Source organism: Indioceanicola profundi, from assembly GCF_003568845.1.
Taxonomy (GTDB): domain Bacteria; phylum Pseudomonadota; class Alphaproteobacteria; order Azospirillales; family Azospirillaceae; genus Indioceanicola; species Indioceanicola profundi.
The window spans coordinates 1,647,111-1,671,880 of record NZ_CP030126.1 but is presented as its reverse complement, the minus strand read 5'-3'; the positions used below and the strand labels follow the sequence as shown (position 1 = coordinate 1,671,880).

At 66.5% G+C, this 24,770-nt stretch carries 27 protein-coding genes and 1 riboswitch; of the genes, 17 read left to right on the top strand and 10 right to left on the bottom strand.

The window, feature by feature from the left end:
• Positions 1–51: 51 nt before the first annotated feature.
• Complete coding sequence (locus DOL89_RS07990; protein ID WP_119678665.1) at positions 52–552, top strand: YciE/YciF ferroxidase family protein; 501 nt, start codon at positions 52–54, stop codon at positions 550–552.
• Positions 553–591: 39 nt separating this feature from the next.
• On the opposite strand, the gene DOL89_RS07985 is transcribed toward DOL89_RS07990, so the two are convergent.
• From DOL89_RS07985 to DOL89_RS07970, 4 genes are all read right to left on the bottom strand, one after another.
• Positions 592–1,047, bottom strand: coding sequence for a periplasmic heavy metal sensor (locus DOL89_RS07985; protein WP_119678664.1), 456 nt, complete (start codon positions 1,045–1,047; stop codon positions 592–594).
• A complete protein-coding gene (locus DOL89_RS07980) occupies positions 1,044–1,526 on the bottom strand; it encodes a hypothetical protein (RefSeq protein WP_119678663.1) in 483 nt (160 codons plus the stop codon). Before DOL89_RS07980 ends, DOL89_RS07985 begins: the two co-directional genes overlap by 4 nt.
• Entirely contained in the window at positions 1,523–2,116 is a 594-nt protein-coding gene (locus DOL89_RS07975) for an RNA polymerase sigma factor (RefSeq protein ID WP_225889946.1), read from the bottom strand. Before DOL89_RS07975 ends, DOL89_RS07980 begins: the two co-directional genes overlap by 4 nt.
• A 104-nt stretch (positions 2,117–2,220) precedes the next feature.
• Entirely contained in the window at positions 2,221–2,715 is a 495-nt protein-coding gene (locus DOL89_RS07970) for an EF-hand domain-containing protein (RefSeq protein ID WP_162937385.1), read from the bottom strand.
• 209 nt (positions 2,716–2,924) lie between these two features.
• Between DOL89_RS07970 and DOL89_RS07965 the strand changes: the two genes are divergently transcribed.
• The gene (locus DOL89_RS07965; RefSeq protein ID WP_119678660.1) at positions 2,925–3,779 is read left to right on the top strand and encodes a hypothetical protein; all 855 of its coding nucleotides are present in this window, start codon (positions 2,925–2,927) and stop codon (positions 3,777–3,779) included.
• Positions 3,780–4,276: 497 nt separating this feature from the next.
• Complete coding sequence (locus DOL89_RS07955) at positions 4,277–5,491, top strand: acyl-CoA dehydrogenase (protein WP_119678658.1); 1,215 nt, start codon at positions 4,277–4,279, stop codon at positions 5,489–5,491.
• 9 nt (positions 5,492–5,500) lie between these two features.
• Here DOL89_RS07955 and DOL89_RS07950 read toward each other — a convergent pair whose 3' ends face one another.
• Both DOL89_RS07950 and DOL89_RS07945 read right to left on the bottom strand, forming a co-directional pair.
• The gene (locus DOL89_RS07950; RefSeq protein WP_119678657.1) at positions 5,501–5,977 is read right to left on the bottom strand and encodes a hypothetical protein; all 477 of its coding nucleotides are present in this window, start codon (positions 5,975–5,977) and stop codon (positions 5,501–5,503) included.
• Positions 5,978–6,051: 74 nt separating this feature from the next.
• Positions 6,052–6,249: a hypothetical protein gene (locus DOL89_RS07945; protein WP_162937384.1), complete on the bottom strand. Its 198-nt coding sequence runs from the start codon at positions 6,247–6,249 to the stop codon at positions 6,052–6,054.
• A gap of 126 nt (positions 6,250–6,375) precedes the next feature.
• Between DOL89_RS07945 and DOL89_RS07940 the strand changes: the two genes are divergently transcribed.
• The 10 genes from DOL89_RS07940 (at position 6,376) to DOL89_RS07900 (ending at position 18,154) form a co-directional block, all read left to right on the top strand.
• Entirely contained in the window at positions 6,376–7,551 is a 1,176-nt protein-coding gene (locus DOL89_RS07940; protein WP_119678655.1) for an adenylate/guanylate cyclase domain-containing protein, read from the top strand.
• 244 nt (positions 7,552–7,795) lie between these two features.
• Positions 7,796–9,169: a cysteine--tRNA ligase gene (gene cysS / locus DOL89_RS07935; RefSeq protein ID WP_119678654.1), complete on the top strand. Its 1,374-nt coding sequence runs from the start codon at positions 7,796–7,798 to the stop codon at positions 9,167–9,169.
• 139 nt (positions 9,170–9,308) lie between these two features.
• The gene (locus DOL89_RS07930) at positions 9,309–10,361 is read left to right on the top strand and encodes a cytochrome-c peroxidase (RefSeq protein ID WP_119678653.1); all 1,053 of its coding nucleotides are present in this window, start codon (positions 9,309–9,311) and stop codon (positions 10,359–10,361) included.
• An 85-nt stretch (positions 10,362–10,446) separates the two neighbouring features.
• Positions 10,447–10,574: riboswitch (TPP riboswitch) on the top strand.
• A gap of 80 nt (positions 10,575–10,654) precedes the next feature.
• The gene (thiC, locus tag DOL89_RS07925) at positions 10,655–12,520 is read left to right on the top strand and encodes a phosphomethylpyrimidine synthase ThiC (protein ID WP_119680315.1); all 1,866 of its coding nucleotides are present in this window, start codon (positions 10,655–10,657) and stop codon (positions 12,518–12,520) included.
• Between the two features lie 174 nt (positions 12,521–12,694).
• Positions 12,695–13,354: a DUF2987 domain-containing protein gene (locus DOL89_RS07920; RefSeq protein ID WP_119678652.1), complete on the top strand. Its 660-nt coding sequence runs from the start codon at positions 12,695–12,697 to the stop codon at positions 13,352–13,354.
• A 123-nt stretch (positions 13,355–13,477) separates the two neighbouring features.
• Positions 13,478–15,058 carry a glutamine-hydrolyzing GMP synthase gene (gene guaA, locus DOL89_RS07915; protein WP_119678651.1) on the top strand — a complete coding sequence of 527 codons (1,581 nt, stop codon included), beginning with the start codon at positions 13,478–13,480 and terminating at the stop codon, positions 15,056–15,058.
• 81 nt (positions 15,059–15,139) lie between these two features.
• Positions 15,140–15,910, top strand: coding sequence for a substrate-binding periplasmic protein (locus DOL89_RS07910; protein ID WP_119678650.1), 771 nt, complete (start codon positions 15,140–15,142; stop codon positions 15,908–15,910).
• Between the two features lie 126 nt (positions 15,911–16,036).
• Complete coding sequence (locus DOL89_RS07905; RefSeq protein ID WP_119678649.1) at positions 16,037–16,552, top strand: ferritin-like domain-containing protein; 516 nt, start codon at positions 16,037–16,039, stop codon at positions 16,550–16,552.
• Between the two features lie 192 nt (positions 16,553–16,744).
• Positions 16,745–16,879: a hypothetical protein gene (locus DOL89_RS25830; protein WP_263973579.1), complete on the top strand. Its 135-nt coding sequence runs from the start codon at positions 16,745–16,747 to the stop codon at positions 16,877–16,879.
• Positions 16,880–16,984: 105 nt separating this feature from the next.
• Positions 16,985–18,154: a baeRF3 domain-containing protein gene (locus tag DOL89_RS07900; protein ID WP_119678648.1), complete on the top strand. Its 1,170-nt coding sequence runs from the start codon at positions 16,985–16,987 to the stop codon at positions 18,152–18,154.
• 78 nt (positions 18,155–18,232) lie between these two features.
• On the opposite strand, the gene DOL89_RS26000 is transcribed toward DOL89_RS07900, so the two are convergent.
• Positions 18,233–19,198 carry a hypothetical protein gene (locus DOL89_RS26000; RefSeq protein WP_162937383.1) on the bottom strand — a complete coding sequence of 322 codons (966 nt, stop codon included), beginning with the start codon at positions 19,196–19,198 and terminating at the stop codon, positions 18,233–18,235.
• A gap of 438 nt (positions 19,199–19,636) precedes the next feature.
• Complete coding sequence (locus DOL89_RS07890) at positions 19,637–20,539, bottom strand: ROK family protein (RefSeq protein WP_119678646.1); 903 nt, start codon at positions 20,537–20,539, stop codon at positions 19,637–19,639.
• A 185-nt stretch (positions 20,540–20,724) separates the two neighbouring features.
• On the opposite strand from DOL89_RS07890, the gene DOL89_RS07885 reads away from it, so the two are divergent.
• Complete coding sequence (locus DOL89_RS07885; protein ID WP_119678645.1) at positions 20,725–21,276, top strand: hypothetical protein; 552 nt, start codon at positions 20,725–20,727, stop codon at positions 21,274–21,276.
• A gap of 12 nt (positions 21,277–21,288) precedes the next feature.
• Here DOL89_RS07885 and DOL89_RS07880 read toward each other — a convergent pair whose 3' ends face one another.
• Positions 21,289–21,540, bottom strand: a complete 252-nt coding sequence (locus tag DOL89_RS07880; protein WP_119678644.1) for a hypothetical protein — start codon at positions 21,538–21,540, stop codon at positions 21,289–21,291.
• Between the two features lie 150 nt (positions 21,541–21,690).
• On the opposite strand from DOL89_RS07880, the gene DOL89_RS07875 reads away from it, so the two are divergent.
• Positions 21,691–21,912, top strand: coding sequence for a hypothetical protein (locus DOL89_RS07875; RefSeq protein ID WP_119678643.1), 222 nt, complete (start codon positions 21,691–21,693; stop codon positions 21,910–21,912).
• A gap of 12 nt (positions 21,913–21,924) precedes the next feature.
• Here the strand turns inward: DOL89_RS07875 and DOL89_RS07870 are convergent, their stop codons facing one another.
• Positions 21,925–22,953 carry an MBL fold metallo-hydrolase gene (locus tag DOL89_RS07870; protein ID WP_225889945.1) on the bottom strand — a complete coding sequence of 343 codons (1,029 nt, stop codon included), beginning with the start codon at positions 22,951–22,953 and terminating at the stop codon, positions 21,925–21,927.
• A gap of 270 nt (positions 22,954–23,223) precedes the next feature.
• Here DOL89_RS07870 and DOL89_RS07865 point away from each other — a divergent pair, with 270 nt between their 5' ends.
• Both DOL89_RS07865 and DOL89_RS07860 read left to right on the top strand, forming a co-directional pair.
• The gene (locus tag DOL89_RS07865) at positions 23,224–23,409 is read left to right on the top strand and encodes a hypothetical protein (protein WP_119678642.1); all 186 of its coding nucleotides are present in this window, start codon (positions 23,224–23,226) and stop codon (positions 23,407–23,409) included.
• Positions 23,410–23,645: 236 nt separating this feature from the next.
• Positions 23,646–24,722, top strand: a complete 1,077-nt coding sequence (locus DOL89_RS07860) for an OmpA family protein (RefSeq protein ID WP_119678641.1) — start codon at positions 23,646–23,648, stop codon at positions 24,720–24,722.
• Positions 24,723–24,770 lie beyond the last annotated feature (48 nt).

Sequence of the window (24,770 nt, the reverse complement as noted above, 5' to 3'; positions counted from 1 at the left end):
GTTCGGTTACCGGATCGCACCTGTCCAAACGGCACAAGAGGGAATGCGACCATGGCGTCGAAGACGATGAAGGACCTGCTGATCATGGAGCTCCGCGACATCTATGACGCGGAGAAGCAGGGCCTGCGGGGCATGAACAAGGTTGCCCGCAAGGTCACGAACGAGAAGCTGAAGGAAGCGCTGAGCAACCATAAGGAGGAGACCGAGCAGCAGGTCGAGCGGCTGAAGCAGGTGTTCGAGCTGCTGGACCAGCGTCCGCGCGGCAAGCACTGCGACGCCATGGAAGGCCTGGTCTCGGAAGCCCAGGAAATCCTGGAGGAGGGGCTGGAGCCCGAAGTCCTGGACGCGGCCATCATCGCGGCCATCCAGAAGATCGAGCATTATGAGATCGCCTCCTACGGCACCGTCCATGCCTATGCCGAGGCCATCGGCAACCAGGAAGTGGCGAAGCTGCTGGAGCAGACGCTGAACGAAGAGAAGAAGACGGACGAGCTTCTGAACAAGATCGCCGTCGGCGAGGTCAACAAGAAGGCCATGCAGGCCGCCGCCTGATCGGCAAGTGAAGTGGGGAGCGCCCGGCGCTCCCCATATTCAAGGGTTACGCTCCCGCTCCCGCGGGTCCCGTCGCTTCGGCTCCGGCGGGGGCGGGAGGGTGCCGTTGGCCTGGGCCTCGGCCATGACGCCGACGACCGTGGCATGCAGGGAGCTTTGCGTCTCCCCGACCTTGGCGCGCAGGGCCGCCAGGGCCGCATCAGCCGCCGCGGGATCGAAGGGACGGGCCCGCAGGGCCGTATCCACCGCCCGCCGCGCATCGCGCATTTCCCGCATATCCATGCGCAGGTCAGATCCCTCGGGCCGGAGCCGCTCGCGGATCGGGCCTCTTAATTCCTCCGGTACGGCGCTGAACGCCCGGTCGAAGAGAAAATCGCCGGAACGATGGCGGGGCGGGTCGCCCCAGTGATGACCCGCGATCAGGCCGCCGAGCAGCATGTTGACGGCCACCGACACGGCCAGCGCCAAGGACAGGATTAGGGTGGTCCGCCTCACTGCACTTCCTCCAACTCGTACAATCCATCCAGCAACAGGGCCAGCTCCTGCTCGGGCGTGGCTGCCGCCGTCACCGTATCCGTCGCCGTAAGGCCGGGGAGCTGAACCCACTGGCCGTAGCCCAGCACGAAGCCGAGCAGGCCGGTGGCCATGGCCATGCCGGCGCCCGCCGTCGCCATCCGCCAGCTCTCGCCCAGCATGGCGGCAAGCCGGTCCAGCAATCCGGGGGCGCGGGCCTGCCGCGGTTCGGCAAGCGGAATGTCCAGCACCGCCTGCCGCAGCCGGACGCTTGCAGGCACCGCCGGTTCCGCAAGAACCGACTCGACGAGGCGGGCGGCGTCCAGCGCATGCCGGGCCGGGATCGACCGTGCCAGAAGCGCCCGTGCGGCCTGCCGGTCGGCCCCCGGCCACATGTCGATGTCCGGGCCCAACCGGTCCAGCAGTTCCTCGAACCGTTCCATATCCAGCCCGGCGCTCATCCTTCGCCTCCATCGCCCCTGGGCGGCATGCGCCCCCATTCGGCCAATCCGGTGCGCAGCGCACGCCGCGCCCGAACCAACAATGTTTCCAATGCCTTCACGCTGACCTGCATGGCGGCGGCGGCCTCCGCATTGCTCATGCCTGCGCTGTAGGTCAGGCTCACCGCGGCGCGCTGCCGTTCCGGAAGATCGGCCAGGGCCCGGTTCACGGCCGCGGCGGTCTCGTTCCTCTCGGCGGCCCGGGCGGGATCGTCGGCGGGATCGGCGGGATCGCCCGCCGCCTCAAGATTCTCATGTGCCGGACGGCGGCGCAGGTCCAGGCAGAGATTCATCGTGATCCGATAGAACCAGGTGGAGAATTTCGCCGCCTCCGGCCGGAACCGGTCGGCGTTGCGCCAGAGCCGGAGAAAGGCCTCCTGCGCCACATCCTCCGCTTCCGCCGTGTTCCCGAGGACGCGGCGGGCAACCGCGACGGTACGGTCGAGGTGGCGGTCCACCAGTGCGGCATAGGCCCTGCGGTCGCCGGCGGCCACGCGTGCCACCAGCGCCTCGTCGCTCTGCTCATCCGTATCGGCGCTGTGGTCGGGCAACCATGTCTCCGCGGATGGGGACACGCGCGCCGTCCTCGGCATGGGTTGCTCCCGGCGGAGCGCGTGTCCCGTCATGGCGTCAACCTATCACCGGTTCCGCCGGATCAGCGATTGTCGCGTTCGGGCTTGCCGCCCTCGTGCCTGTGGTCGCCATGGTGCTTGCGCTTCGGACGGTCGTCACGGGACAGCGTGCCGTCGTCGTTGCGGTCCATGTGCTCGAACATGCGGCCGCGGGCCTGGGTGAACTCGGCCTGGGTGACCGTGCCGTCCTTGTCGGCGTCCAGCCGCTCGAACATCTTGCCCGCCCGCTCCGTGGCGCGCTCGGTGGCGGCCTTCACGGCGTGGGCCGTCGCCTCCTCCTTTGTAACGCTGCCATCGCCATTGGCGTCGATCTCGGAGAAGCGCGTTGCAGCGGCGGCCTCGAACTCGGCGGCGTCGATGCTTCCGTCCTTGTTCGTGTCCAGCTTCTCCATCATCGCGGCGCCGTGGTGGCGGCCATGCTCTCCATGATGCTCCTGGTCGCCACCGGCGGGCTGGGCCAGGGCGGAGCCGGCGGCGAGGGTGCTCAGCAGCAGGCCGGCGGTCAGAATGCGGATCATCTCGGTCCTCTCTCGGGTACTTGATCGGTGCGATGCCCGGACGGGAAGCCCGTGCATGTTCCTGATACGGAGGGGCGGCGAAAACCCTGCGCGGTATTTTCAGCCCGCTTTCGAAGCCATGTGCGCGCGGTCCTTGGACGTGCTATTGGTTTTCCGGAAGGGGGTCATACGACCTCGGAGGTAGCGCCGAATCCACAGCGAAGCCGGGCATGTCACTCGCTGCCGAAACCAGGACCCGGGGCGTCGTCTATGGACGCAGCCTCGACTACAAGCCGCTTCCGCCGGCGGCGGAGGCGCTGGGCAGCCCCATACGGCTGACGGATGTCGAGCTGGTGCAGCTGCCGCGGAAGTCCTGGCGCGACCAGATGGCTCTGTTTCTCCAGGCCAGCGGGCTGTCCACGATCCCAGCGACCACGCGCCTGCGCTGGCAGGCGCACGGCGTGATCGACTGGCTGCAGGGATCGCTGCTGGGCCGGGGGCGGGGGCGGCGTCAGCCGATCACCCATCCGCTGCAGCTCATGCCCGCCATCGAGTTCATGATGGGCCTTCCGGCCGAGCTGGATGTCGAGCGGCGGATGATCCACGTCCTCGTGGGCCGCGCCCTGATCGAGTACCGCAAGCGCATCAGCCAAGTCCGTGAACGGCCGATGCTGTTCGCCAAGGAGGCCGGCAGCCATTTCATGACCGGCTTCAAGGAACAGCAGCTCGTCTCCCGCATGAGCGCGCCGGCAGAGCAGTTCCAGGCCGTGCAGCGCATCTACAACAGCTACTATGCCTTCAAGGCCAACTACATCTATTCCATCATCTGCCGCGAACCGCCGGAGAGCGGGAACAGGCTGTTCTCCAAATTCATGCGCGCGATGTTCTTCCTGTCCACCATCCGCGACGACGGCACCATCGCGCCCAAGCCGTCCTACCGCGCGCTGCCGCCGAAGGAGCATGTGGTCTTCCTGGCCAAGCGCGACATGGCGCTCCAGTCCCGCCTGCGGGACGATGAGCAGCTCCGCGGGGAGTTGCAGCAGCTGCTGAAGTACTTCCGACCGTTGCGGGGGCCGGTGCTCTGATCCGGCGCCGTGCCGCAGGGCCGCCGCCGGCCTGCCCAATTTTCGCCCGCCCCCGCCGTCACTGTCCCGTGCCAGGATGGAACCCGGCACCAAGGATCGAGACGCCATGCGTCCAACGGACAGATCACACAGACGCACGACACGCAGCCGCATGCTTCTCCTCACAGGCTTGGCAGGGGTGTTGCTGCTAAGCGCGTGCGCCAGCCCGTGCGAGCGGATCAATGCGGACCTCCGGACCCTGAACGCGGAGATGATTCGCAATCCCGGCATTCTGACCAGCGGCAAATATGCCTCGGAGTTCCAGGAGCTTGCGGCCCGCTCGGTTGAGCATTCCTGCCTCCAGTAGGGGCCCGGAAGGGGTGGTGCCGCGGGATGGGCCCCGCTTGCCTTGACAGGGCTTGCATAAGGCAGAATGTTGCCCGGCAACGCATTTCGATACGAGGGCGGTCCCGCGCGGCGGCGCAGGCTTTGAGGACCGCCCGGCGGGAGAAACCATCATGTCCGACAGCGCGGCACTCGACGCGAAGGCCAAGTCCCCGAAGGGCGGCACGTTCCAGTGGGACGATCCGCTGCACCTGGATGCCCAGCTGACCGAGGAGGAGCGGATGGTGCGCGACACCGCCCGCGACTACTGCCAGGACAGGCTGATGGCGCGGGTGCAGGAAGGCTTCCGGAACGAGATTTTCCACCGCGAGATCATGTCCGAGATGGGCGAGCTGGGCCTGCTGGGCATGACCATCGATGGCTACGGCTGCGCCGGCGTGAACCATGTCTGCTACGGGCTGGTCGCGCGCGAGGTGGAGCGAGTGGATTCCGGCTACCGTTCGGCCATGTCCGTGCAGTCCTCGCTCGTCATGCACCCGATCCATGCCTATGGCACGGAGGAGCAGCGGCAGAAGTACCTGCCGAAGCTGGCCACCGGCGAATATGTGGGCTGCTTCGGCCTGACCGAGCCGGATGCCGGTTCCGACCCGGCCAGCATGAAGACCCGCGCGCGCAAGGTGGATGGCGGCTGGCGCATCAGCGGCTCCAAGACCTGGATCACCAACTCCCCCATCTCCGACGTGTTCGTCGTCTGGGCCAAGGACGATGAGGGCGTCATCCGCGGCTTCGTGCTGGAGAAGGGGATGGAGGGGCTGTCCGCCCCGAAGATCGAGGGCAAGTTCAGCCTGCGCGCCTCCATCACCGGCATGATCATGATGGACGAGGTGTTCGTCACCGAGGAGCACTACCTGCCCAATGCCAAGGGTCTGGGCGGGCCGTTCGGCTGCCTGAACAAGGCGCGCTACGGCATCTCCTGGGGGGCGATGGGCGCTGCGGAAGCCTGCTGGCATGCGGCGCGCCAGTACACGCTGGACCGCAAGATGTTCGGCCGCCCGCTGGCCGCCACCCAGCTCATGCAGAAGAAGCTGGCCGACATGCAGACGGAGATCGCGCTGGGGCTGCAGGGCTCCCTGCGTCTCGGCCGCATGATGGACGACGGCACATGGACGCCGGAGATGATCAGCATGCTGAAGCGGAACAACTGCGGCAAGGCGCTGGATATCGCCCGCGTCGCCCGCGACATGCATGGCGGCAACGGCATCAGTGACGAGTACCAGGTGATCCGCCATGTCCTGAACCTGGAGGCGGTGAACACCTATGAGGGCACGCACGACGTGCACGCCCTGATCCTGGGCCGGGCGCAGACCGGCCTGCAGGCCTTCGGCTGAAGAAGCGGGTCAGGCCTGGCCGCCGAAGTCCCGCAGATCGTGGGCACGGGCGACCAGGCTTGACGCCAGCTCGCGCAGGGGCCGGCGCCAGTCCTGGCCAATGCGCTCAGGAAGGCCGTTCAGAACGGCCAGACGCTGCCGCAGGAATTCGGCGCTGCCCACGGGCAGGGGAACGCCGGGTTCGCTCAGGGCTTCGAGATAGCGGCGGTGGACGGCGGCGGCGGCGAGACGGATGCGGCGCTCCACCTCGCCGATGCGCGCCACCATCTCCCGCCGCGCCGGGTCGGACATTCGCTCCACCTGATTGCGGGCGGACTGCACGAAAATCAGGCAGCGCTGCTCCTCCGTGCAGAAATCGCGGTATTCGGCGAAGAGCCGCCATGTGTCCCGCCCCGGCAGCAGCACGCCCCATACCCGCATCTCCCGCTCGGCGGTCAGCTCGAGCAGGTCGATCATTCTGCGGACGGAGTCGGCTGTCTTCTTCACGTCGGTTCCCCTTCCGGGCGGATACGGGGAAGGCAACGCACCGTACAGGCGGCCGGGCCGCGCCGTTCAGTGGTTCATCCGGCGAAGACCAGAAAGAGCACCACCGCTATGGCGATGGTGATCGCCGTATAGAGGATGTGCCGCCCGATCGGGGGATAGGAGCTGCCCAGACCGGCGGAAGGGACCTGGTACACAGCTCCTTTCCAGCCGGCGCGGGCGGTGCTTTCGCGGCGGGCATCGTCGCGGTTCTGGTTCATCTTCGGGTCCGGCATGTGCTGCTCATGCGGCGACAACCCGCCAGGGTCGACTTCATCCCGGCTTGTGTTCCTGCCCATCGGGCGTAATTTGCGAAATCGCGGCGGCTTCCGGCAGCCGCCATCACCCCGGAGTTCTGCGACGTGAGCCCGCTTGCCCCACTGACCGACCGCCTGCGCGGCTTCACCGACTGGCTGATGCTGGGCGGTGCGCATGCCATGGAACTGGCCGAGCTGTTCGAGGCGGCCTGCGCGGAGCTGGCAGACGCCTATCCGCTGGATCGGGTCTCCTTGAATCTGGAGGTGATCCATCCCGAGTTGGGCGGGCAGGGTATGGAATGGCGGCGCGGGGCGGAGCTGCGCCGGACCCATGCGCCGCGCGGGATGGAGGAGAATCCGGACTATCTCTACAGCCCGGTCCGCGTGGTGGATGAAACCGGCCAGTCTTTCCGCGCCGGCATCGCCGATGGCGACATGGAGATGGGCATCCTGCGCCGGCTGTGGTCGGAAGGGTTCACCGATTACCTGATCGTGCCGCTGCCGTTCCGGGACGCCGACCGCACCGCCGCCATCAGTTTCGCCACAAGGCAGCCGGGCGGCTTCACGTCGGAGAATGTGCAGGAGCTGGAGCTGGTCGCCCGTGCGCTGAGCCCGCTGGTCGAGGCGCGCGTGATGCGGATCATCGCCACCGACCTGCTGTCGGTTTACCTGGGGCGGGAGCCGGGCCTGCGCGTTTTCGACGGGCAGATCCGACGCGGCGACTATTCCAGCATCTTCGCCGCCATCCTGTTCTGCGACCTTCGCGGATTTACGGCCTTCACCCAGGCCAACATCTCCAGGACGGTGATCGCGCGCCTGAACGACTGGTTCGGCCATGCCTGCGCGGCCGTGGAGGCGAGCGGGGGCGAGGTGCTGAAGTTCATGGGCGATGGCATGATGGCGATCTTCCCGGCGCAGGAGATGAACCCGGCTGAGGCCTGCGGCCACGCGCTGACCGCGGCGGCGACGCTGGAGGCATCGGTGAATGCCTGGAACGAGGTCCGCCCGACGGATGTGCCTCCGCTGGAATACGGGCTGTCGCTGCATCTGGGCTATGTCGCCTTCGGCAACATCGGCGGGGTGCGCCGACTGGACTTCACCGTGGTCGGGCCGGCGGTGAATCAGGCCGCCCGCATGCTCGATCTTGCCAAGCAGCTCGAGCGGCAAGTGGTTGTGAGCCAGGCCTTCGCCGGCTGCTCCGGCCGCAGCTTCGAATGCCTGGGCAGCTTCGATCTGCGCGGTCTGCCGAAGCCGGAGATGGTGTACGCGCCGCAGATATAGGGGCGCAGCCTGGACCGTGGACCGGAGCGGCAAAGCCTGTTACCAGTAGCCGGTCCGGGGCGGTTGAACGCCGCTCCGGCGAGACCGCGCAGGTTCAGAGAGAGCGAATGTCCGTCGCGCACGCCATCGCCGCCATTCGGCTGGTGAATATCCGGGAGCAGGGGGGAACCCATGCCCCCTGTTGTTGTCCGCACGCCTGAGCCGCTGCACCCTTTTCCCAGGCCAGAGACGTCCGGAGTTTTCCATGGCGCTGACGCTGTACAACACGCTGACCCGCACCGAGGAAGCGTTCGCCCCCATCGATGCCGAGCATGTGCGCCTGTATGTCTGCGGGCCCACGGTCTATGACTATGCCCATATCGGCAACGCCCGCACCTTCAGCGCCTTCGACCTGCTGGCCCGGCTGCTGAAGCATCTGTATCCGCGCGTGACCTATGCGCGGAACATCACGGATGTGGACGACAAGATCATCGAGCGGTCGAAGCAGTCGGGGGAGCCGATCGACGGCGTCACCGCCCGCACCACCGACCAGTTCCATGCCGACATGGACGATCTGGGCCTGCTGCGCCCGGATATCGAGCCCCGCGCCACCACCCACATCCCGCAGATGGTGGAGATGATCGGGAATCTGGTGGAGAAGGGCTTCGCCTATGCCGCCGAGGGGCATGTGCTGTTCCACGTGCCGGCCATGCAGGATTACGGCCGCCTGTCGCGCCGCAGTCAGGACGAGCTGATCGCGGGCGCGCGGGTGGAAGTCGCGCCCTACAAGCGCAGCCCGGCCGACTTCGTGCTGTGGAAGCCGGCCAAGGAGGGGGAGCCCGGCTGGGACAGCCCCTGGGGCCGCGGCCGTCCAGGCTGGCATATCGAGTGCTCCGCCATGTCGGCGCAGCATCTGGGGCAGGTGTTCGACATCCATGGTGGCGGGCTGGACCTGATCTTCCCGCACCATGAGAACGAGATCGCCCAGAGCCGGTGCGCCCATGGCACCGCGGTGATGGCGAACTACTGGATGCATTCCGGCTTCCTGACCATCGCCGGCGACAAGATGTCCAAGAGCCTGGGCAACTTCTACACGGTGCGGGAGCTGCTGGAGGAGTTTCCGGGGGAGGCCATCAGGCTGGCCCTGCTGAGCGCCCATTACCGCCAGCCGCTGGACTTCACCAAGGAGAAGATCGCCCAGGCGAAGCAGACGCTGGACCGCTGGTACGGTGTCCTGCGCGGGCTGGATACGGTGCAGGAGGCCGATGTGCCGGCGGAGGTTCTGTCGGCGCTGGAGGCTGACCTGAATACACCGCTGGCCATCAGCCAGATACATGAGCTGGCGGGGGCCTTCCACCGGGAGCAGGACCCGGCGAAGAAGCTGGAGGCGGCCGCCGCGCTGAAGGCCGCTGGCGGGCTGTTCGGGTTCCTGGGGCACCCGCCGGAGACCTGGTTCCGCTGGACCACGGCGGGTGCCGGCGGGCTGGACGAAGCCGCCATCGAAGCCGCCATCCAGGCCCGCAAGGATGCCCGCAAGGCGAAGAACTTCGCCGAGGCGGATCGCATCCGAAACGATCTGGCCGCCCAGGGCATCATCCTGGAGGACGGACCGCAGGGGACGAGCTGGAAGCGAGGATAACCGCTTCCCTCGCGGACTTGCTTAGCCACTCCGATTGAGGTGGATCAACGACGCTGGCGGGCGTGGGGATTAGAAGGATTCCAGGCCGCTGCACCACTTCCGGGCGGTGCGGCGGCAGGACTGGAAAAGGAATCCGACCATGCTGAAGCCGCTGCTGTTGGGAGCCGCGCTCATCGGTCTTCTGGCCGGGCCGGCGGGCCCCGCCGGAGCCGCCGCCGATCCGTTGCGGGAAGAGGCGAAGCAGCACTTCGCGCCCATCGCCGCCAAGCCCCCGGCCATCAAGGACAACCCGGCGACCGCGGAGAAGGTCGAGCTCGGCAAGATGCTGTTCTTCGAGCCGCGCCTGTCCGCCAGCCACCTGTTCTCCTGCAACTCCTGCCACAACGTGGCGACGGGCGGGGTGGACGGGCTGGAAACCTCCATCGGGCATGGCTGGGCGGCGGGGCCGCGCAACGCGCCGACCGTGCTGAACGCCGTCAACAATGTGGCCCAGTTCTGGGACGGGCGCGCCGTGGACCTGAAGGCGCAGGCCAAGGGCCCGATCCAGGCGGCGGTGGAGATGAACAGCACGCCGGAGCGGGTTCTGGCCGTGCTGAACAGCATGCCGGAGTACAAGGCGAAGTTCGCCCAGGCCTTCCCGAAGGAAAAGGACCCGGTGAGCTTCGACAATGTGGCCCGCGCCATCGAGGTGTACGAGGCGACGCTGGTGACGCCAGACGCCCCCTTCGACCAGTGGCTGAAGGGCAAGGACTCCGCCCTGACCGCCCAGCAGAAGCAGGGGGCGGCCCTGTTCATGGAGAAGGGCTGCGCCGCCTGCCACAACGGGATCAATGTGGGCGGGCAGGATTACTTCCCGTTCGGCGTGGTCGAGAAGCCGGGGGCGGAGGTGCTGCCGGCCGCCGACCGCGGGCGGTTCCAGGTCACACAGACGGCGGATGACGATTATGTCTTCCGCTCCCCCACCCTGCGGAACGTGGCACTGACGGCGCCCTATTTCCATTCCGGCAAGGTGTGGGATCTGCGCCAGGCGGTGGCGATCATGGGCACCAGCCAACTCGGCACCGAGCTGACGGAGCCGGAGGTGGAGGCCATCACCGCCTTCCTGCACAGCCTGACCGGTGCCCAGCCCAAGGTGGAGCTGCCGATCCTGCCGGCCAGCACGGCGACGACGCCGAAGCCGGTGTCGCGCTGAGGGCAGGGTAAGGGGCGGCGGGAAGGAACCTGCCGCTCCCGCACCCTTCCACCCGTTGACAGCCGAACGGTTCCAGGGCCTTATGGCCGCATCCTAGGGGAGCCCCGGTGAAGGGGCTGAGATACCGCTGGGCCGCCCCACGGGGCGGCGTCGCGGGAACCCTTCGAACCTGATCCGGGTCGTACCGGCGTAGGGATGGAAGCACCGGGGCTGATTCCGCCGATCAAGGCGACAGTTCCGGCATATATGCCGCCTTCCGTGCGCGCCCGGATCTCCACCAGATGGGGATCCAGATGCCAGACAGCCTTCTTCCCAAATCCACCGATTTCTCCGTCACCACCGGCCCGCTGCCCAGCAGCCGCAAGGTGCATGTGGAGAGCAAGCGCTTCCCCGGCCTGACCGTGCCGATGCGGGAGATCGACCTCACCGCCGGGTCGGGCGAGCCGCCGGTGCGAGTCTACGACACCTCCGGCCCCTATACCGATCCCGCCGTGACCACCGACATCCGCAAGGGCTTGGCCGAGCTGCGCCGGTCCTGGATCGAGGGGCGCGGGGATGTGGAGCGCTATCCCGGCCGCGACGTGAAGCCGGAGGACAACGGGCTGAAGGATGGCGAGACCAGCAAGGTCCCCGTCTTCGACCGGGCCGGCCGCCAGCCGCTGCGGGGCAAGCCGGGCAAGGCGGTGACCCAGCTCGCCTATGCCCGCGCCGGCATCGTCACGCGGGAGATGGAGTATATCGCCATCCGCGAGAATCTGGGCCGGGAGAAGCTGCGCCAGGAGGGCAAGGATTTCCGCGATCTGGGCGGGGAGAGCTTCGGCGCGTCCATTCCGGACCATGTCACGGCGGAGTTCGTGCGCGACGAGATCGCCCGCGGCCGCGCCATCATCCCCGCCAACATCAACCACCCGGAAGCCGAGCCGATGATCATCGGCCGGAACTTCCTGGTGAAGATCAACGCGAATATCGGCAATTCCGCCGTCACCTCCAGCGTGGCGGCCGAGGTGGACAAGCTGGTCTGGGCGATCCGCTGGGGTGCGGACACGGTCATGGACCTGTCCACCGGGCGCAACATCCACACCATCCGCGAATGGATCCTGCGCAACAGCCCGGTTCCCATCGGCACGGTGCCGATCTACCAGGCGCTGGAGAAGGTGGGCGGAGCGGCCGAGGAACTGACCTGGGAGCTGTACCGCGACACGCTGATCGAGCAGGCGGAGCAGGGGGTGGACTACTTCACCATCCATGCCGGCGTGCGCCTGCCCTATATCCCGCTGACGGCCAAGCGCGTCACCGGCATCGTCAGCCGCGGCGGCAGCATCATGGCCAAATGGTGTCTGGCCCACCACAAGGAGAACTTCCTCTATACGCACTTCGAAGAGATCTGCGAGATCATGAAGGCGTATGACGTGTCGTTCTCGCTGGGCGACGGGCTGCGCCCCGGCTCCATCGCCGATGCCAACGACGCCGCCCAGTTCGCCGAGCTGGAGACGCTGGGCGAGCTGACCCAGATCGCCTGGAAGCACGACGTCCAGACCATGATCGAGGGGCCGGGCCATGTGCCCATGCACCTGATCAAGGCGAACATGGACAAGCAGCTCCGCGAGTGCGGGGAGGCGCCGTTCTACACCCTCGGGCCTCTCACCACCGACATAGCACCGGGCTACGACCACATCACCAGCGGCATCGGCGCCGCCATGATCGGCTGGTTCGGCACGGCCATGCTCTGCTACGTCACGCCGAAGGAGCATCTGGGGCTGCCGGACCGCGACGATGTGAAGGTCGGCGTGGTGACCTACAAGATCGCCGCCCATGCCGCCGACCTCGCCAAGGGGCATCCGGCCGCCCGCGAGCGGGACGACGCGCTCTCCCGCGCCCGGTTCGAGTTCCGCTGGCGCGACCAGTTCAACCTGTCGCTCGACCCCGAGACGGCGGAGAAGTTCCACGACCAGACCTTGCCCGCGGAAGGGGCCAAGCTGGCGCATTTCTGCTCCATGTGCGGGCCGAAATTCTGCTCCATGAAGATCACCCAGGAGGTCCGCGACTACGCCGCCAAACAGGAGGCGGAGAGCGGGATGGCGGAGATGAGCGCCGCCTTCAAGGAGCAGGGCGGGAAAATCTACCTCTCCGACCGGGAGGTGCCGGAGGATCATCATTGATCCAGAGGTGATCCTGCGATGTCGGCCACGCTTTGCGTGTCCGACCTACGTGGGCGGAAGTAGGTCGGTCATGCCGTGGGCGTGGCCGACATCCGCCGGCGTGACGGGGCGCACAGAAGGGTTTGTGGAATCTGGTAACGTACGCCCATTGCGCGTGCTGTACCGGGTTGCTCCATGTCCTTCCGTGCCATCATCCTCACTGCCGCCGTCGTGCTGGGCCTTGCCGGGCCAGTGGCGGCCGAGACCTATCAGGTTCCGTACAAAACCTTCTTCGACGAGCTGAAGAAGTATGAGGCGCGGCCGAATACGGATCGGCTGGCCCTGCGCTCCAGCCTACGCGCCAAGGACCGGGACGAGGATCTGGAGAAGGTGGAGATGACCATCATCACCGCCGACGGGCCGGTCGCGGTCACGGTGGATGAGGACAATGCCTTTGTCCTGCCCATGAATCCTGTCTGGGTGGATGAGCGGGCCGTGGTGCAGGTGAACCAGGACCCGAAGGAATTCGACATGCGCATCCAGGTCGGCATGAAGCTGACCGATCCCAAGGCCTTCGCCTATTCCGACGTTCTCGCCGCCTTCAAACAGGTGGACGGGGTGATCGAGAAGGAGGCTGGTGTCTTCGCCTTCGTCGTGCCGTCGGCCAAGACCCTGCGGGTCCAGTGCGGACCGGACTGCACGGCCACGCTGGCCTCCAAGGCGGGAGAGCGGGTGATCAAGGCGGATGAGCGCGGACGGGTCAACATCCGCAAGGACAAGAAGCTGGAGCGGGAAAATCCCACCATCAGCCTGTCGCACCCGGCGCGCTATACCGTCATCAGCACCAAGGAATAGGGCTGAGTTGCCGCCCTGCGCTGGGCCGCCCCGCGCTGGATGGGGAGCCCTTGCGCTTGCCGCAGGCGTGGGGCTGGGCTAGGTTGCGGCGCACTTTCCGACCCCGCTCAGGAACAGTGCGCCATGGCCGCTCCCACCACCGCCTCCGCCGCCCTCCATAATGACCGCGTCCTGATCCTGGACTTCGGTTCGCAGGTCACGCAGCTCATCGCCCGCCGGGTGCGCGAGGCCGGGGTCTATTGCGAAATCCATCCCTTCAACGCCGATGAGGACCGTATCCGCGCCTTCGGGCCGCGGGCGGTGATCCTGTCCGGCGGGCCGGCCAGCGTGACGGAGGAGAGTTCCCCCCGCGCGCATGACAGCGTCTGGACGCTGGGCGTGCCGGTGCTGGGCATCTGCTACGGCCAGCAGACCATGTGCGAGCAGCTCGGCGGCAAGGTGGAGCCGGGCGAGACCCGCGAATTCGGCCGGGCCTATGTGGATGTGAAAGAGGACTGCGCCCTGTTCGAGGGCATCTGGCAGGTGGGGGCGCGCGAGCAGGTCTGGATGTCCCATGGCGACCGGGTCACCAGGCTGCCCGAGGGCTTCCGCATCGTGGCGCAGAGCGAAGGCGCCCCCTATGCCATCATCGCCGACGATACCCGCCGCTTCTACGGCGTGCAGTTCCATCCCGAAGTCGTGCACACGCCCCATGGCGACGCGCTGATCCGCAATTTCCTGTTCGGCGTGGCCGGGCTGGCGGGCGACTGGTCCATGGCGGCCTTCCGGCAGGAGGCGGTGGACCGCATCCGGGCGCAGGTCGGCGAGTCCAAGGTGATCTGCGGCCTGTCCGGCGGCGTCGACAGCTCCGTCGCCGCCGTGCTGATCCATGAGGCGATCGGCGACCAGCTCACCTGCATCTTCGTCGATACCGGGCTGATGCGGACCGGCGAGGCGGAGCAGGTGGTGACCCTGTTCCGCGACCATTACAACATCCCGCTGGTGCATGTGGACGCCTCCGACCTGTTCCTGGGCGAGCTGGAGGGGGTGTCGGACCCGGAGCAGAAGCGCAAGATCATCGGCCGCCTGTTCATCGAGGTGTTCGACAAGGAGGCCGCGAAGGTCGGCGGGGCCGGGTTCCTGGCCCAGGGCACGCTCTATCCCGACGTGATCGAGAGCGTGAGCTTCACCGGCGGCCCCAGCGTCACCATCAAGTCGCACCACAATGTCGGCGGCCTGCCGGAGCGGATGAAGCTGAAGCTGGTGGAACCGCTGCGCGAGCTGTTCAAGGACGAGGTCCGGGCGCTGGGCCGTGAGCTGGGCCTGCCGCACAGCTTTGTCGGCCGCCACCCGTTCCCAGGGCCGGGGCTCGCCATCCGCGTGCCGGGCGAGATCACGCGCGAGAAGCTGGAAATCCTACGCAAGGCGGACAGCATCTATCTGGAGGAGATCCGTGCCGCCGGCCTGTACGACGCCATCTGGCAGGCCTTCGCCGTGCTGCTGCCGGTGCGGACCGTGGGCGTCATGGGCGACCACCGCACCTATGACTACGCCTGCGCGCTGCGCGCCGTGACCAGCGTGGACGGGATGACGGCGGACTATTATCCGTTCGACCACGGCTTCCTGGGCCGCGTCGCCACCCGCATCATCAATGAGGTGCGCGGCATCAACCGGGTCACCTACGACATCACCAGCAAGCCGCCCGGCACCATCGAGTGGGAGTGAGGCGCAGCCGACATGCCCGGAGTAGCTGTACAGCGCGGCCGCATTGACATACCATAGTGTGCCATTTTCGAGTTACAGGCGATGCGCTGCTCCCCGTTGCTCCTCATCCTGGCCCTGTGGATCGTCGGCGCCGACGCGCTGGCGGAAGCGCCGCCGCGGCTGATCCTGGCGACGGAGGAGAACCCGCCGGCGAATTTCACCGATCCGGAAACGGGCAGGTTCGTCGGCGTGGCCCATGAGAAGGTGGTCCATTTGATGCAACGGGCCGGGCTGGACTATAAGGTCCGGGTCCTGCCCTGGACGGACGCCTTCGGGCTTGCACAGACCGATCCGCGGGCCTGCGTCTATCTTACGAACATCACGGAGGAGCGGCGGCCCGGCTTCCAATGGGTCGCTCCATTGACCGAGGGCGGATGGGTCCTGTTCGCGCGTGCCGACTGGACCGGCAAGGTGGAGACTCCTGAAGATCTGCGCGGGTTGCGGATCACGGTCCAGCAATCCAGCGGGATCGAGGCCCATCTCAGAAAGCTATCCGAACAGATCGGCGGCCTGGATCTGGACACCCAGGCAGGCTTTGGAAACCTGGGACGGCTGGCGCGGGGCGAGGTCGACCTCTATGCCGCCGGCATCTGGACCGGCGCCTACCATGCCCGCAAGGAGCGGGTGCCCGTGCGCATGGTCTACCGGCTGCGGTCCTCGACCGGCGGGCTGGCCTGCAACAAGGAAATGGACCGGGATCTGGTGGCCCGCATGCAGGCGGCCCTGGACAGCGTGATCGCGGACGGCACGGCGGACCGGATCGACAGGCGGTACGGGCGCCCCGCCGGCTGGAGCAGGGGGCTGGGGGACTGAAGATTCCTCCGCTCAACTCACTTCGTCACAACACCGTCATCGGGACGATCCTGGCTTCCAAATGTTGCGGTGCGGACGGTGGCTTGATTGCCACCGGTTCCAAACGACGCGAAGGAGGCAGGCCCCATGGCCAATGTTCAAGAAACCTTGATCGACTATCTCCGCGACGCCTATGCCATGGAGCAGCAGGCGATCAGCATCATGGACCGCCAGATCGAGCGGCTTGAGAACTATCCGGAGATGACCGCCCGGCTGCGCAGCCACCGCGCCGAGACGGAGCGCCAGGCGGAGCGCATTGAGACCGCCCTGCAGCGGCTGGGCACCGACACCTCCTCTCTGAAGACCGGGATGGCGAAGCTGTCCTCCAACCTCCAGGCGATGATGAACACCTTCGCCGGCGACGAGGCGGTCAAGGACGTGATCTCGAACTACACGTTCGAGCATTATGAGATCGTGAACTACAAGATCCTGAAAGCCACGGCCGAGACCGCCGGCGAGATGGAAATCGCCCGCCTCGCCGAGGAGAGCCTGCGCGAAGAGGAGCAGATGGCCTCCTGGGTCGAGCAGAACATCGGGGTGATCACGAAGGACTTCCTGTCCCGTATCGAGAACCCGCACATGCAGCAGACGGCCAAGCGCTGACCGGCCGAACAGGGCGGGGCCAAGCCGGCCCCGCCCCGTGCTGTGCTGCCTGTATGACCGCGACCTGACTGTTGCGGCTAGAACACGGCGGGAACGGACGAGAACGTAACGGCAACTAAGCACTTGCCGTTCTCATTCCGTTCCCACATTCTCCTGGAAGAACAGATGCGCAACATCATCTAGGAGGATGACATGGTCGACCTTGCCCTCGGTACCCGCCGCCGCTCCCGCCAGCGCTGGGTCTTGCTGAGCGAGTTCCTTGCCATCACGGGGCTCTTCACCACCCTGTACGCCTGGTTCGTCGTCGGCGCGGCGATCACCGCCTGATCCGGGTCTTCGTCAGCCTCGGTGGGAACCGGGCGGGGAATGGTGCGGTTGGCAGGGTTCGACCTTTCAGGTGCGACCCACAAGCCAACACGGGCGATAAAAACCATGCTCACCCGCGACGACCTGACCACACTCCTGGCGGACACGACCACGCCGGCCGTGTCCGCGTTCCTGCCGACCCATGTGGCCGGGCGGGAGATCGCACAGGACTCGACCCGCCTGCGCAACCTGCTGAACGAGGCCCGCGGCCAACTTGAGCAGAAGGGCATGCGCAGCACCGATGCGATGAACATGCTGAAGCCCGGCTACGACCTCGTGGATGACGGCGCCTATTGGCGGCACCAGTCCCACGGGCTTGCCGTCTTCCTGAACCCACGCCGGTCCATCGTGCACAAGGTGCCGATCGAGGTGCCCGAGGCGCTGTTCGTGGATGACCGGTTCCATGTCCGGCCGCTGCTGCCGGTTCTGGCCGCAGACGGGCATTTCGTGCTGCTGGCCGTGACCATGAAGCAGGCGCGGCTCTACGAGGGCAGCCGGTTCGGCATGACGGAGGTGCCGATCGAGCGGCTTCCGCGCGGGACGGAGAATCTGTTCACGGTCCTGGACCGGATGGGCGAGTCGGGCACGCGGCCTGACGACGGCACCACTCAGAAGCCGACCACCGCCAATGCCAGCGACACCGTGGCCTATGCGCAGAGCGGCAGCCAGCAACAGGTCAGCAACGATGAGCTGGGGCAGTATACGACCCAGCTCGCCCACGCCATGGACCAGTGGCTGGGCGGCAGCGGAACGCCGCTGGTCGTGGCTGCCGACGAGCGGGTGGCCGGGCGCTACAAGATGGCCAACCGCTATCCCAATCTGGTGCAGCCGGTGATCCAGACCCACCCCGACAGCATGTCGGAGGAGGAGCTGCACAAGGTCGCCTATGAATGCGTACGCCCGATGTTCGAGCAAGGACGGTCGGACAGCCTGGACCGCTATCGGATGCTGGCCGGCGACGGCTCAGGCCGAGGAATTGCTGAACCTGCGCAGATCATCGAAGCGGCCTTCAGCGGTCGCGTGGACAGGCTGTTCCTACGGCAAGGGGCTGAATGCTGGGGACGCTGGCTGGAGGATTCCAACCGCGCCGTCATCCATCACGGCCGCCAGGACGGCGACCGGGAGATGATGGAGTTTGCGGCTGGCCGGGTGTTCACGACCGACGGCCGCGTCTATGAGCTTCCGGCGGAGCAGATGCCGGCCGATTCGCCAATGGCGGCGACGCTGCGCTACTGACCCCGTCTTATCCGGCGTTCAAATGGAAACGGCCCCGCCAAGCAGGCGGGGCCGTCCTTCACCAGGGTCCGGGACCGATCAGCCGCGGGGCTGTTGCGGCGGACGCTGATTGCGGTACTGCTGCACGGGAATCGGACGCTGCTCATCCCTGCGGCTGGCCGACATATCGATCTCCATACGGGCGATGACCTTGCGCATCTCGTGCAGCGCATCGGCCAGAGCCTGCATGCCCTCTTCACCCGGAGCGGCGCGCCAGGCGCGGTACAGATCGGCACAGACCTTGGCAGTAGCCTCCATCCGCTCATCCGCCGGCTGGGCCGGGGTTTCCTGAGCTTCCTGCCGGGCGGCGTTGGTCCGCTGCCGGTGATAGGGATACGCCTGCTCCCCGCTGAACCGATCCGGCTGTTCGAACGTCTCGAACCGCTCGGTCCGCTCCTGGCGCGGCGGCATCGGCTGACGCTCCGGACGGTCCATGCCGAGCCGGTCGGCGCCGAGACGCTCCGGACGGTCCATGCCGCCGCGGTCGCGGTTGTTGCGATCCCCGCGTTCGGGGCGGCCCTGACCGAACCGCGGACTCCGATCGGGGCGGTCGCCACGTTCCGGACGGTCGCCGCGTTCCTGCCGATCCTCGGGCTGCTCGCCGGCATCAGGCTGACGCGGCGGACGTCCTCCGATCTCCAGGCGGTTACGGCCTTCCCGGCCTTCCCGGCGCGGCTGGCCCTCGCGGGCCTGCTCCGGAACAGGGGAAGCGGGGGCTTCGACGGGTGCGGCAGCTTCGGCAACCGGCGCGATTGCAGGTGCGGGAGCCGTCACGACCGGCGCCTGTTCCAAAGTCTCGCCTGCATCGGCCTCCGGCGCGGCGTCGTTCTTTTCCGCCTTCCGCACGATGTAGCTGATCGCGCTTGGCGTACAATCGAACTCGCGTGCGATCGCAGACAATGTCGCGCCAGACTTGTAGCGCTCCAGAATCTGCGGCCAGGCGGACTGTGGAATGCGGCCCCGGCGCTTCGGCGTACCGGATTCGTTTTCAGATTCAGCAGTCAAGATGTCACTCGGTTGCCAGAGAGGCTCTTGCGTCATGACGCGCGGTCGCCGTTTTTGAAAGACCCTCATCCAGCGCGCGCGGTTGCCGCATCGGCGGCGCAACGAACTGCGGAGGGGGATGACAGGGTTTACATCGCCCATATTGGCGAAACCGGACCGAAATGCCAGAGCAAGAATCGCGATATACGGAAAAATTCGCCTGAAAAGCGCACAGGACCGCTAAGTCGGTGATTTTTAAGCCATTACGTCTATGCCGAATGGATAGGTGGAGGCTCCGCTCAAGGTGTAAACCGCTGCGCCAGCGATTAGATTCCAGACGTTCGCAGTAGTGCAGGCGTCTTTTAAAGGATGCTTCTGCGCGCTTTTCGAAGAAACACCAGTTCTGGAGCCGATTTTAAAACATTCGAGCTAGCCTTGAGGCCTGCCGCCCAGTCCTGGCTAGTCGTTCCAAAGCCACGCGGCTCCGCGTACGCCGCTGGAGTCGCCATGCATCGCACGGCGAATCGGCGTGTCGACTCCATCGGAGAAACACCAGTTCGACAGGCGCTCCGGCAGAAGTTCATAAAGACGGTCGACATTGGACATGCCGCCGCCCAGCACGATGATGTCGGGGTCCAGCACGTTCACGATTCCGGCCAGCCCGCGGGCCAGCCGGTCCGCATACAGCTCCAGACTGGCCGCGGCGGCATCATCCCCCGCCGCCGCGAGGGCCACGATCTCCGGGCTGGAAAGCTCCTGGCCGGTTCTACGGGCGTGGTCGGCAGTAAATCCGGAACCTGACGCCCACAGTTCGATGCATCCGCGGCGGCCGCAATAGCATTCCGGTCCGGGCCATTCCGATCCGTCCGGCCAGGGGAGGGGATTGTGGCCCCATTCGCCGGCGATGGCATTGCGTCCGGTAAGAACTTTCCCGTCCACGACGATGCCGCCGCCGCAGCCGGTGCCGATGATGACGCCGAACACAGTGGCGGCCCCTGCTGCGGCGCCGTCGGTGGCCTCGGATACGGCAAAGCAGTTGGCGTCGTTCTGCAGCCGCACCGGCCTGTCCAGCGCCCGCTCCAGATCCTTGTCCAGGGGTCGGCCGTTCAGCCAGGTGGAATTGGCGTTCTTCACCAGTCCGGTGCGGGGAGACAAAGTGCCCGGCATGCCGATGCCGACGCTCGCCCCGGCAGCCCCGGCTTCCGATTCGAGGGTCCGGACCAGATCGGTGATGGCGGCGATGGTGCCCGCATAGTCGCCACGGGGAGTCGCGATACGGCGGCGGGCCGTTTCTGTACCAACGGAGTCCAGGACGACGCCTTCGATCTTGGTTCCGCCCAAATCGATTCCGATCCGGTCCATGCTCTGCCCGCCTGCTGCTCGAACGGCGTGGATATCAGCCGTTTGCGGAGCAGCAAACAGCGCCACGTTCTGACACATTATCGTCACAGCTCGCGACCGTCAGGGCCATATTGCGGAACGACCCGTCCTTCGGGCACACTAACCGAAATTTCAGCGATACGTCTTTTATGCCGGAGCCACTTCGTATGCGCCGCCGCTTTGCGACCGCCCTCCCACTGCTTGGCCTGATGATGCTGGCCGCGCCGGCCCTGGCGAAGCCTGTCTGCTTCACGGAAGCCGAGGCCGAGGCCGAAGAGGCGATCCGACTGCATACCGAACTCATGGTGATCGGCCTGACCTGCCAGGAAAGCGCGCCTGCGGGACAGCTGTCCCTCTTTGCCCGCTACCGTCAGTTCACCGATCAACACCAGACGGCGATTCGCGCCTGGGAGAAGGCGCTGATCGCGCATTTCAAGCGCGTCGGCAAGGGCAGCGCCACGAAGCTGTTCGACAGCTATCGCACAAGCCTTGCGAACGAAATCTCGCGCCGCGCCATCGCGCTCAGCAATCCGGTCTTCTGTGCGGCCTATGTGCCGCTTGCAGAGAAGGCGCTGACCCTGACCTCGGCCGAACTCGGCCAGAGGCTCTCAGCACCGGAGCAGGGCGTGCAGGTTGCGTCGCTGCCCCGGTGCGACCGGCCCCTGCAGACGTTGCAGGTGGCCGCCAGCGGTTCCGGGGAGTCGGGCCCCGCCCGCTGAGCCGGGCCGCCGCTACCGGACGGACGGCGGAAGGGAAAGATCACCCGGATCGCGGGCCAGCGCCGCCGTGTTCGGCATGACGGCGCGCGTTCGGGCCAGTTCTGATTCACAGGCCTGCATGACCTGACGCCAGAAAGTCGCGCCACGGTGATGGTTGACGGCAATCAGCTCCACGAGCCGGTTCCGGGAATGGGTCACGGCATCCTCACCCAGCTCGCGGACAAGCTGCACGGCGACTGCCAGGATATCCAGATTGTGTTTCATAGCTGCAATAACGCAGTGCAGCATCATGCGTTCCCGACCGGCCGGAACCCCCCTCCTAATGGTGTTGTTCTTTTTGCAGGGAGCAGAGGCATTCTCCCAAAGCGATCTCCGAACGGGATGGTCGCACTACGCCGACAGGGAAGTATTCAGATGCAGGTCACGCGCAGACACGGCCGACAGGATGTCCGGATCGGGCAGCGGTTCCGCAAAACGGGCGCCGGAGTCTGGGAAGTCGTCGGGATGAGCCGGGACGGGATGGGGCACCAGCATGTCCGCCTGCGCCGCGTCGCGGACCCCAACACAGAGAAGACCATTGCCATGGCGATGCTGTACAACGCCCGCGAGTTCCAGCCGGAACCGGTGGAGGAATAAGGGCCGATGGCGTCAGCCCGCCCGGAAGCGGTGTATTCCATCCCCGGCCGTTTCAACGGTCATGCGCCTCAGGCGGACAAGATGATGCAGATGGGCCAGCGCCTCTCCCAGCGCGAAGCTCGTCTGGTGCGTGTCCAGGGCACGGGGGAACAGGAGGTGCATGATCTCCGCTCCCGACCGCGGCCGTGCGGCACAGTGGCCCACCGTCTCCTCCAGCCGTTCCGCATGGTGCGCCGCCAGGGCGTCCAACCGGCTTTCCAGCCCGTGGAACGGCAACCCGTGGGACGGGAGAACCAGCGTCCTTTCCGGCAGGCCGCGTAGGCGATCCAGACCGTTGAGGAAGTCGGACAGCGGATCGGCTTCCGGTTCCAATGGCCACACGCTGACATTCGGGCTGATCCGGGGCAGCACCTGATCGCCGGAAATCAGAAGCTCCAGCTCGGGACAGTACAGGGCGGCATGCTCCGGCGAGTGCCCGCCGCCGCCGATCACCCGCCAGTCTCGCCCGCCGATCCGCATCTGGTCGCCATGGCGGATGCGGTGATAGGCCGCCGGCACCGCTGGAACCCCGCGGGGGTAGGCGTTGCCCCGCTCCAGCATCGATGTGAGTTCAGCCCCGGTCAGACCCGCATTGCGGTAGAACCGCTCGAAGGCGGCGGCAAGATCGGACGTCCGGTCCTGGTGCAGCAGGCGCGCCATCAGCCATTCGGCCTGGGTCATATGCAGCGGGACATCGAACCGGCGGACGATCCAGTCGGCCAGACCGGCATGGTCCGGATGGTAGTGGGTGACGACCAGCCGCTCGACCGGCAGCCCGTCCAGTCCGGTGGAGAAGACATGCTCCCACTGGGCGCGGCCGCGGCTTCCAGCGATGCCGGTGTCCACGATCGTCCAGCCATCATCGCCGCGCAGAAGCCAGAGATTTACATGGTTCAGCGCGAAAGGCAGGGGCTGGCGCATCCAAAAGACGCCGGATGCGACCTGCAACAGCCGGGACTCGGCCGGCGCCTGCGGGTAGGGATGGGACAGGGTATCTGGCAAAACGGTCTATCCTGGGTTCGGTGACCTGGAGACGGGGGCCATCGAGGATGGTCGGTCCGCGTATCCCCCGGATGGCAGGGGGAACGCAAGCCCGCTTCCCCTGTTCGGCACATCCGTATTGCTAAGTGCGGAGGGGAAGTGGACCTAAGGCGCATGGATTCCCGCCGGCCTCGGGATGTAGATGGGCACTGGCTGCGGACGCAAAGTCCTGCGGTGCAGAGATCATTGCGGCGGCCCAGCCGCGTTCCGTTGTTGCCAAGGATGTATAGAATGCAGCGTAAGGACAGCTACGTCATCGAAATCGAGGACGAGGCGGTCGGTCTCGTCGTTGATGAGCACGGCGGGATGGTATTCCACGCGGCCCATCCTTCGCTCGGCGGCCTTCACGGGCGTCTGTTCCCGGATGCGACCGATGCCGTGCGTGCAGCCCGGCAGGCTCTTCGACTTGCGGCCTGACGGCTGCAACCCACCTATGTGATGTTGTCGTTTCCCTGGCAGCGCCTTGTGTCCCGATTAAAATCCTTTCGTGGTGCCACAAAGTTGCCAGCTTGCCTTGGCAAGCGTTTCTTATAACTGAGCCGACACCGTCGGCCGGTGTACCTCCGGGACCAACCCCGGAGGGGCCGGCACCAGAAAACGGTCGGTTATCACCGGGAGCGGCCTTCGGGCCCATAAGGAGAAAGGTTAAAACGATGAAATTCCGCCACATGTTGCTGGTCAGCGCCGCGGCGCTCGCCATGCCGGCGACGTCATTCGCCCAGCAGTCCTCCACCATCAGCGAAGGCTTCTATGTCGGCGCCCAGACCGGGGTGAGCTGGCTGAACAGCTTCTCGCTTGCAGGGCCGGTCGAGAACAATGTCGGCTTCGACGAGGACTGGACCGGTCTGGTCGAGGCCGGCTACCGCATGGGCAACGGCCTGCGCTTCGGCCTGGAGTTCAGCTATAGCGACCATACGGTCGGCGACATCACGGGCGGCGTGAACCGCGTCGGCGGCGACGGCGACCTGAACGCCTATACCTATATGGCGACGGCGACCTATGAGTTCGACACCGGTTCCCCGATCCGCCCGTATCTGGGCATCGGCGCCGGCGTTGTGACGCTCGAATACGACAATGTCGGCCCGGTGTTCAGCGCCGGCCAGTTCGTGGACGACAAGGACAGCGCCTTCGCCTATCAGGCCCATGCCGGTCTCATCTATTCCGTCACCCCGAACCTGGACCTGACGCTGGGCTATCGCTTCATCGACAGCAACGGCCTCAGCTACACGACCACGGCCGGGACCGGGTTCGAGGAAGACTACCAGAACCACTCCGTGCTGGCGGGCGTGCGCTGGGTGTTCGGTTCGGCTCCGCCGCCGCCCCCGCCGCCGGTCACCCAGCCCGCTCCGCAGCCTGCGGCCCAGCCGGCTCCGGCTCCGGCTCCGGCTCCGGCGCCTGTGACCCGAAACTTCACCGTGTTCTTCGATTGGGACAGCTCCGAGCTGACCGCGGACGCCCGTGAAGTGCTGTCCAACGTCGTCGAGAATGCCCGCCAGGGCAGCGTCACGGCGATCGAGGTGATCGGCCATGCCGACACGTCCGGCCCGGCCGACTACAATCAGCGTCTGTCCGTCCGCCGCGCCGAGGCGGTGCGGGAGTACCTGATTTCCCAGGGCATGCCGACCGGTCAGGTCGACATCGCCGGCCGCGGTGAGAACGATCTGCTGGTCCCGACTCCGGACGGCGTGCGTGAGCCGTCGAATCGTCGCGGCGTCATCATCTTCCCGTAAGGCGAAGATCGACTCAGGAAAGGGGCGCCGTCACCGGCGCCCCTTTTT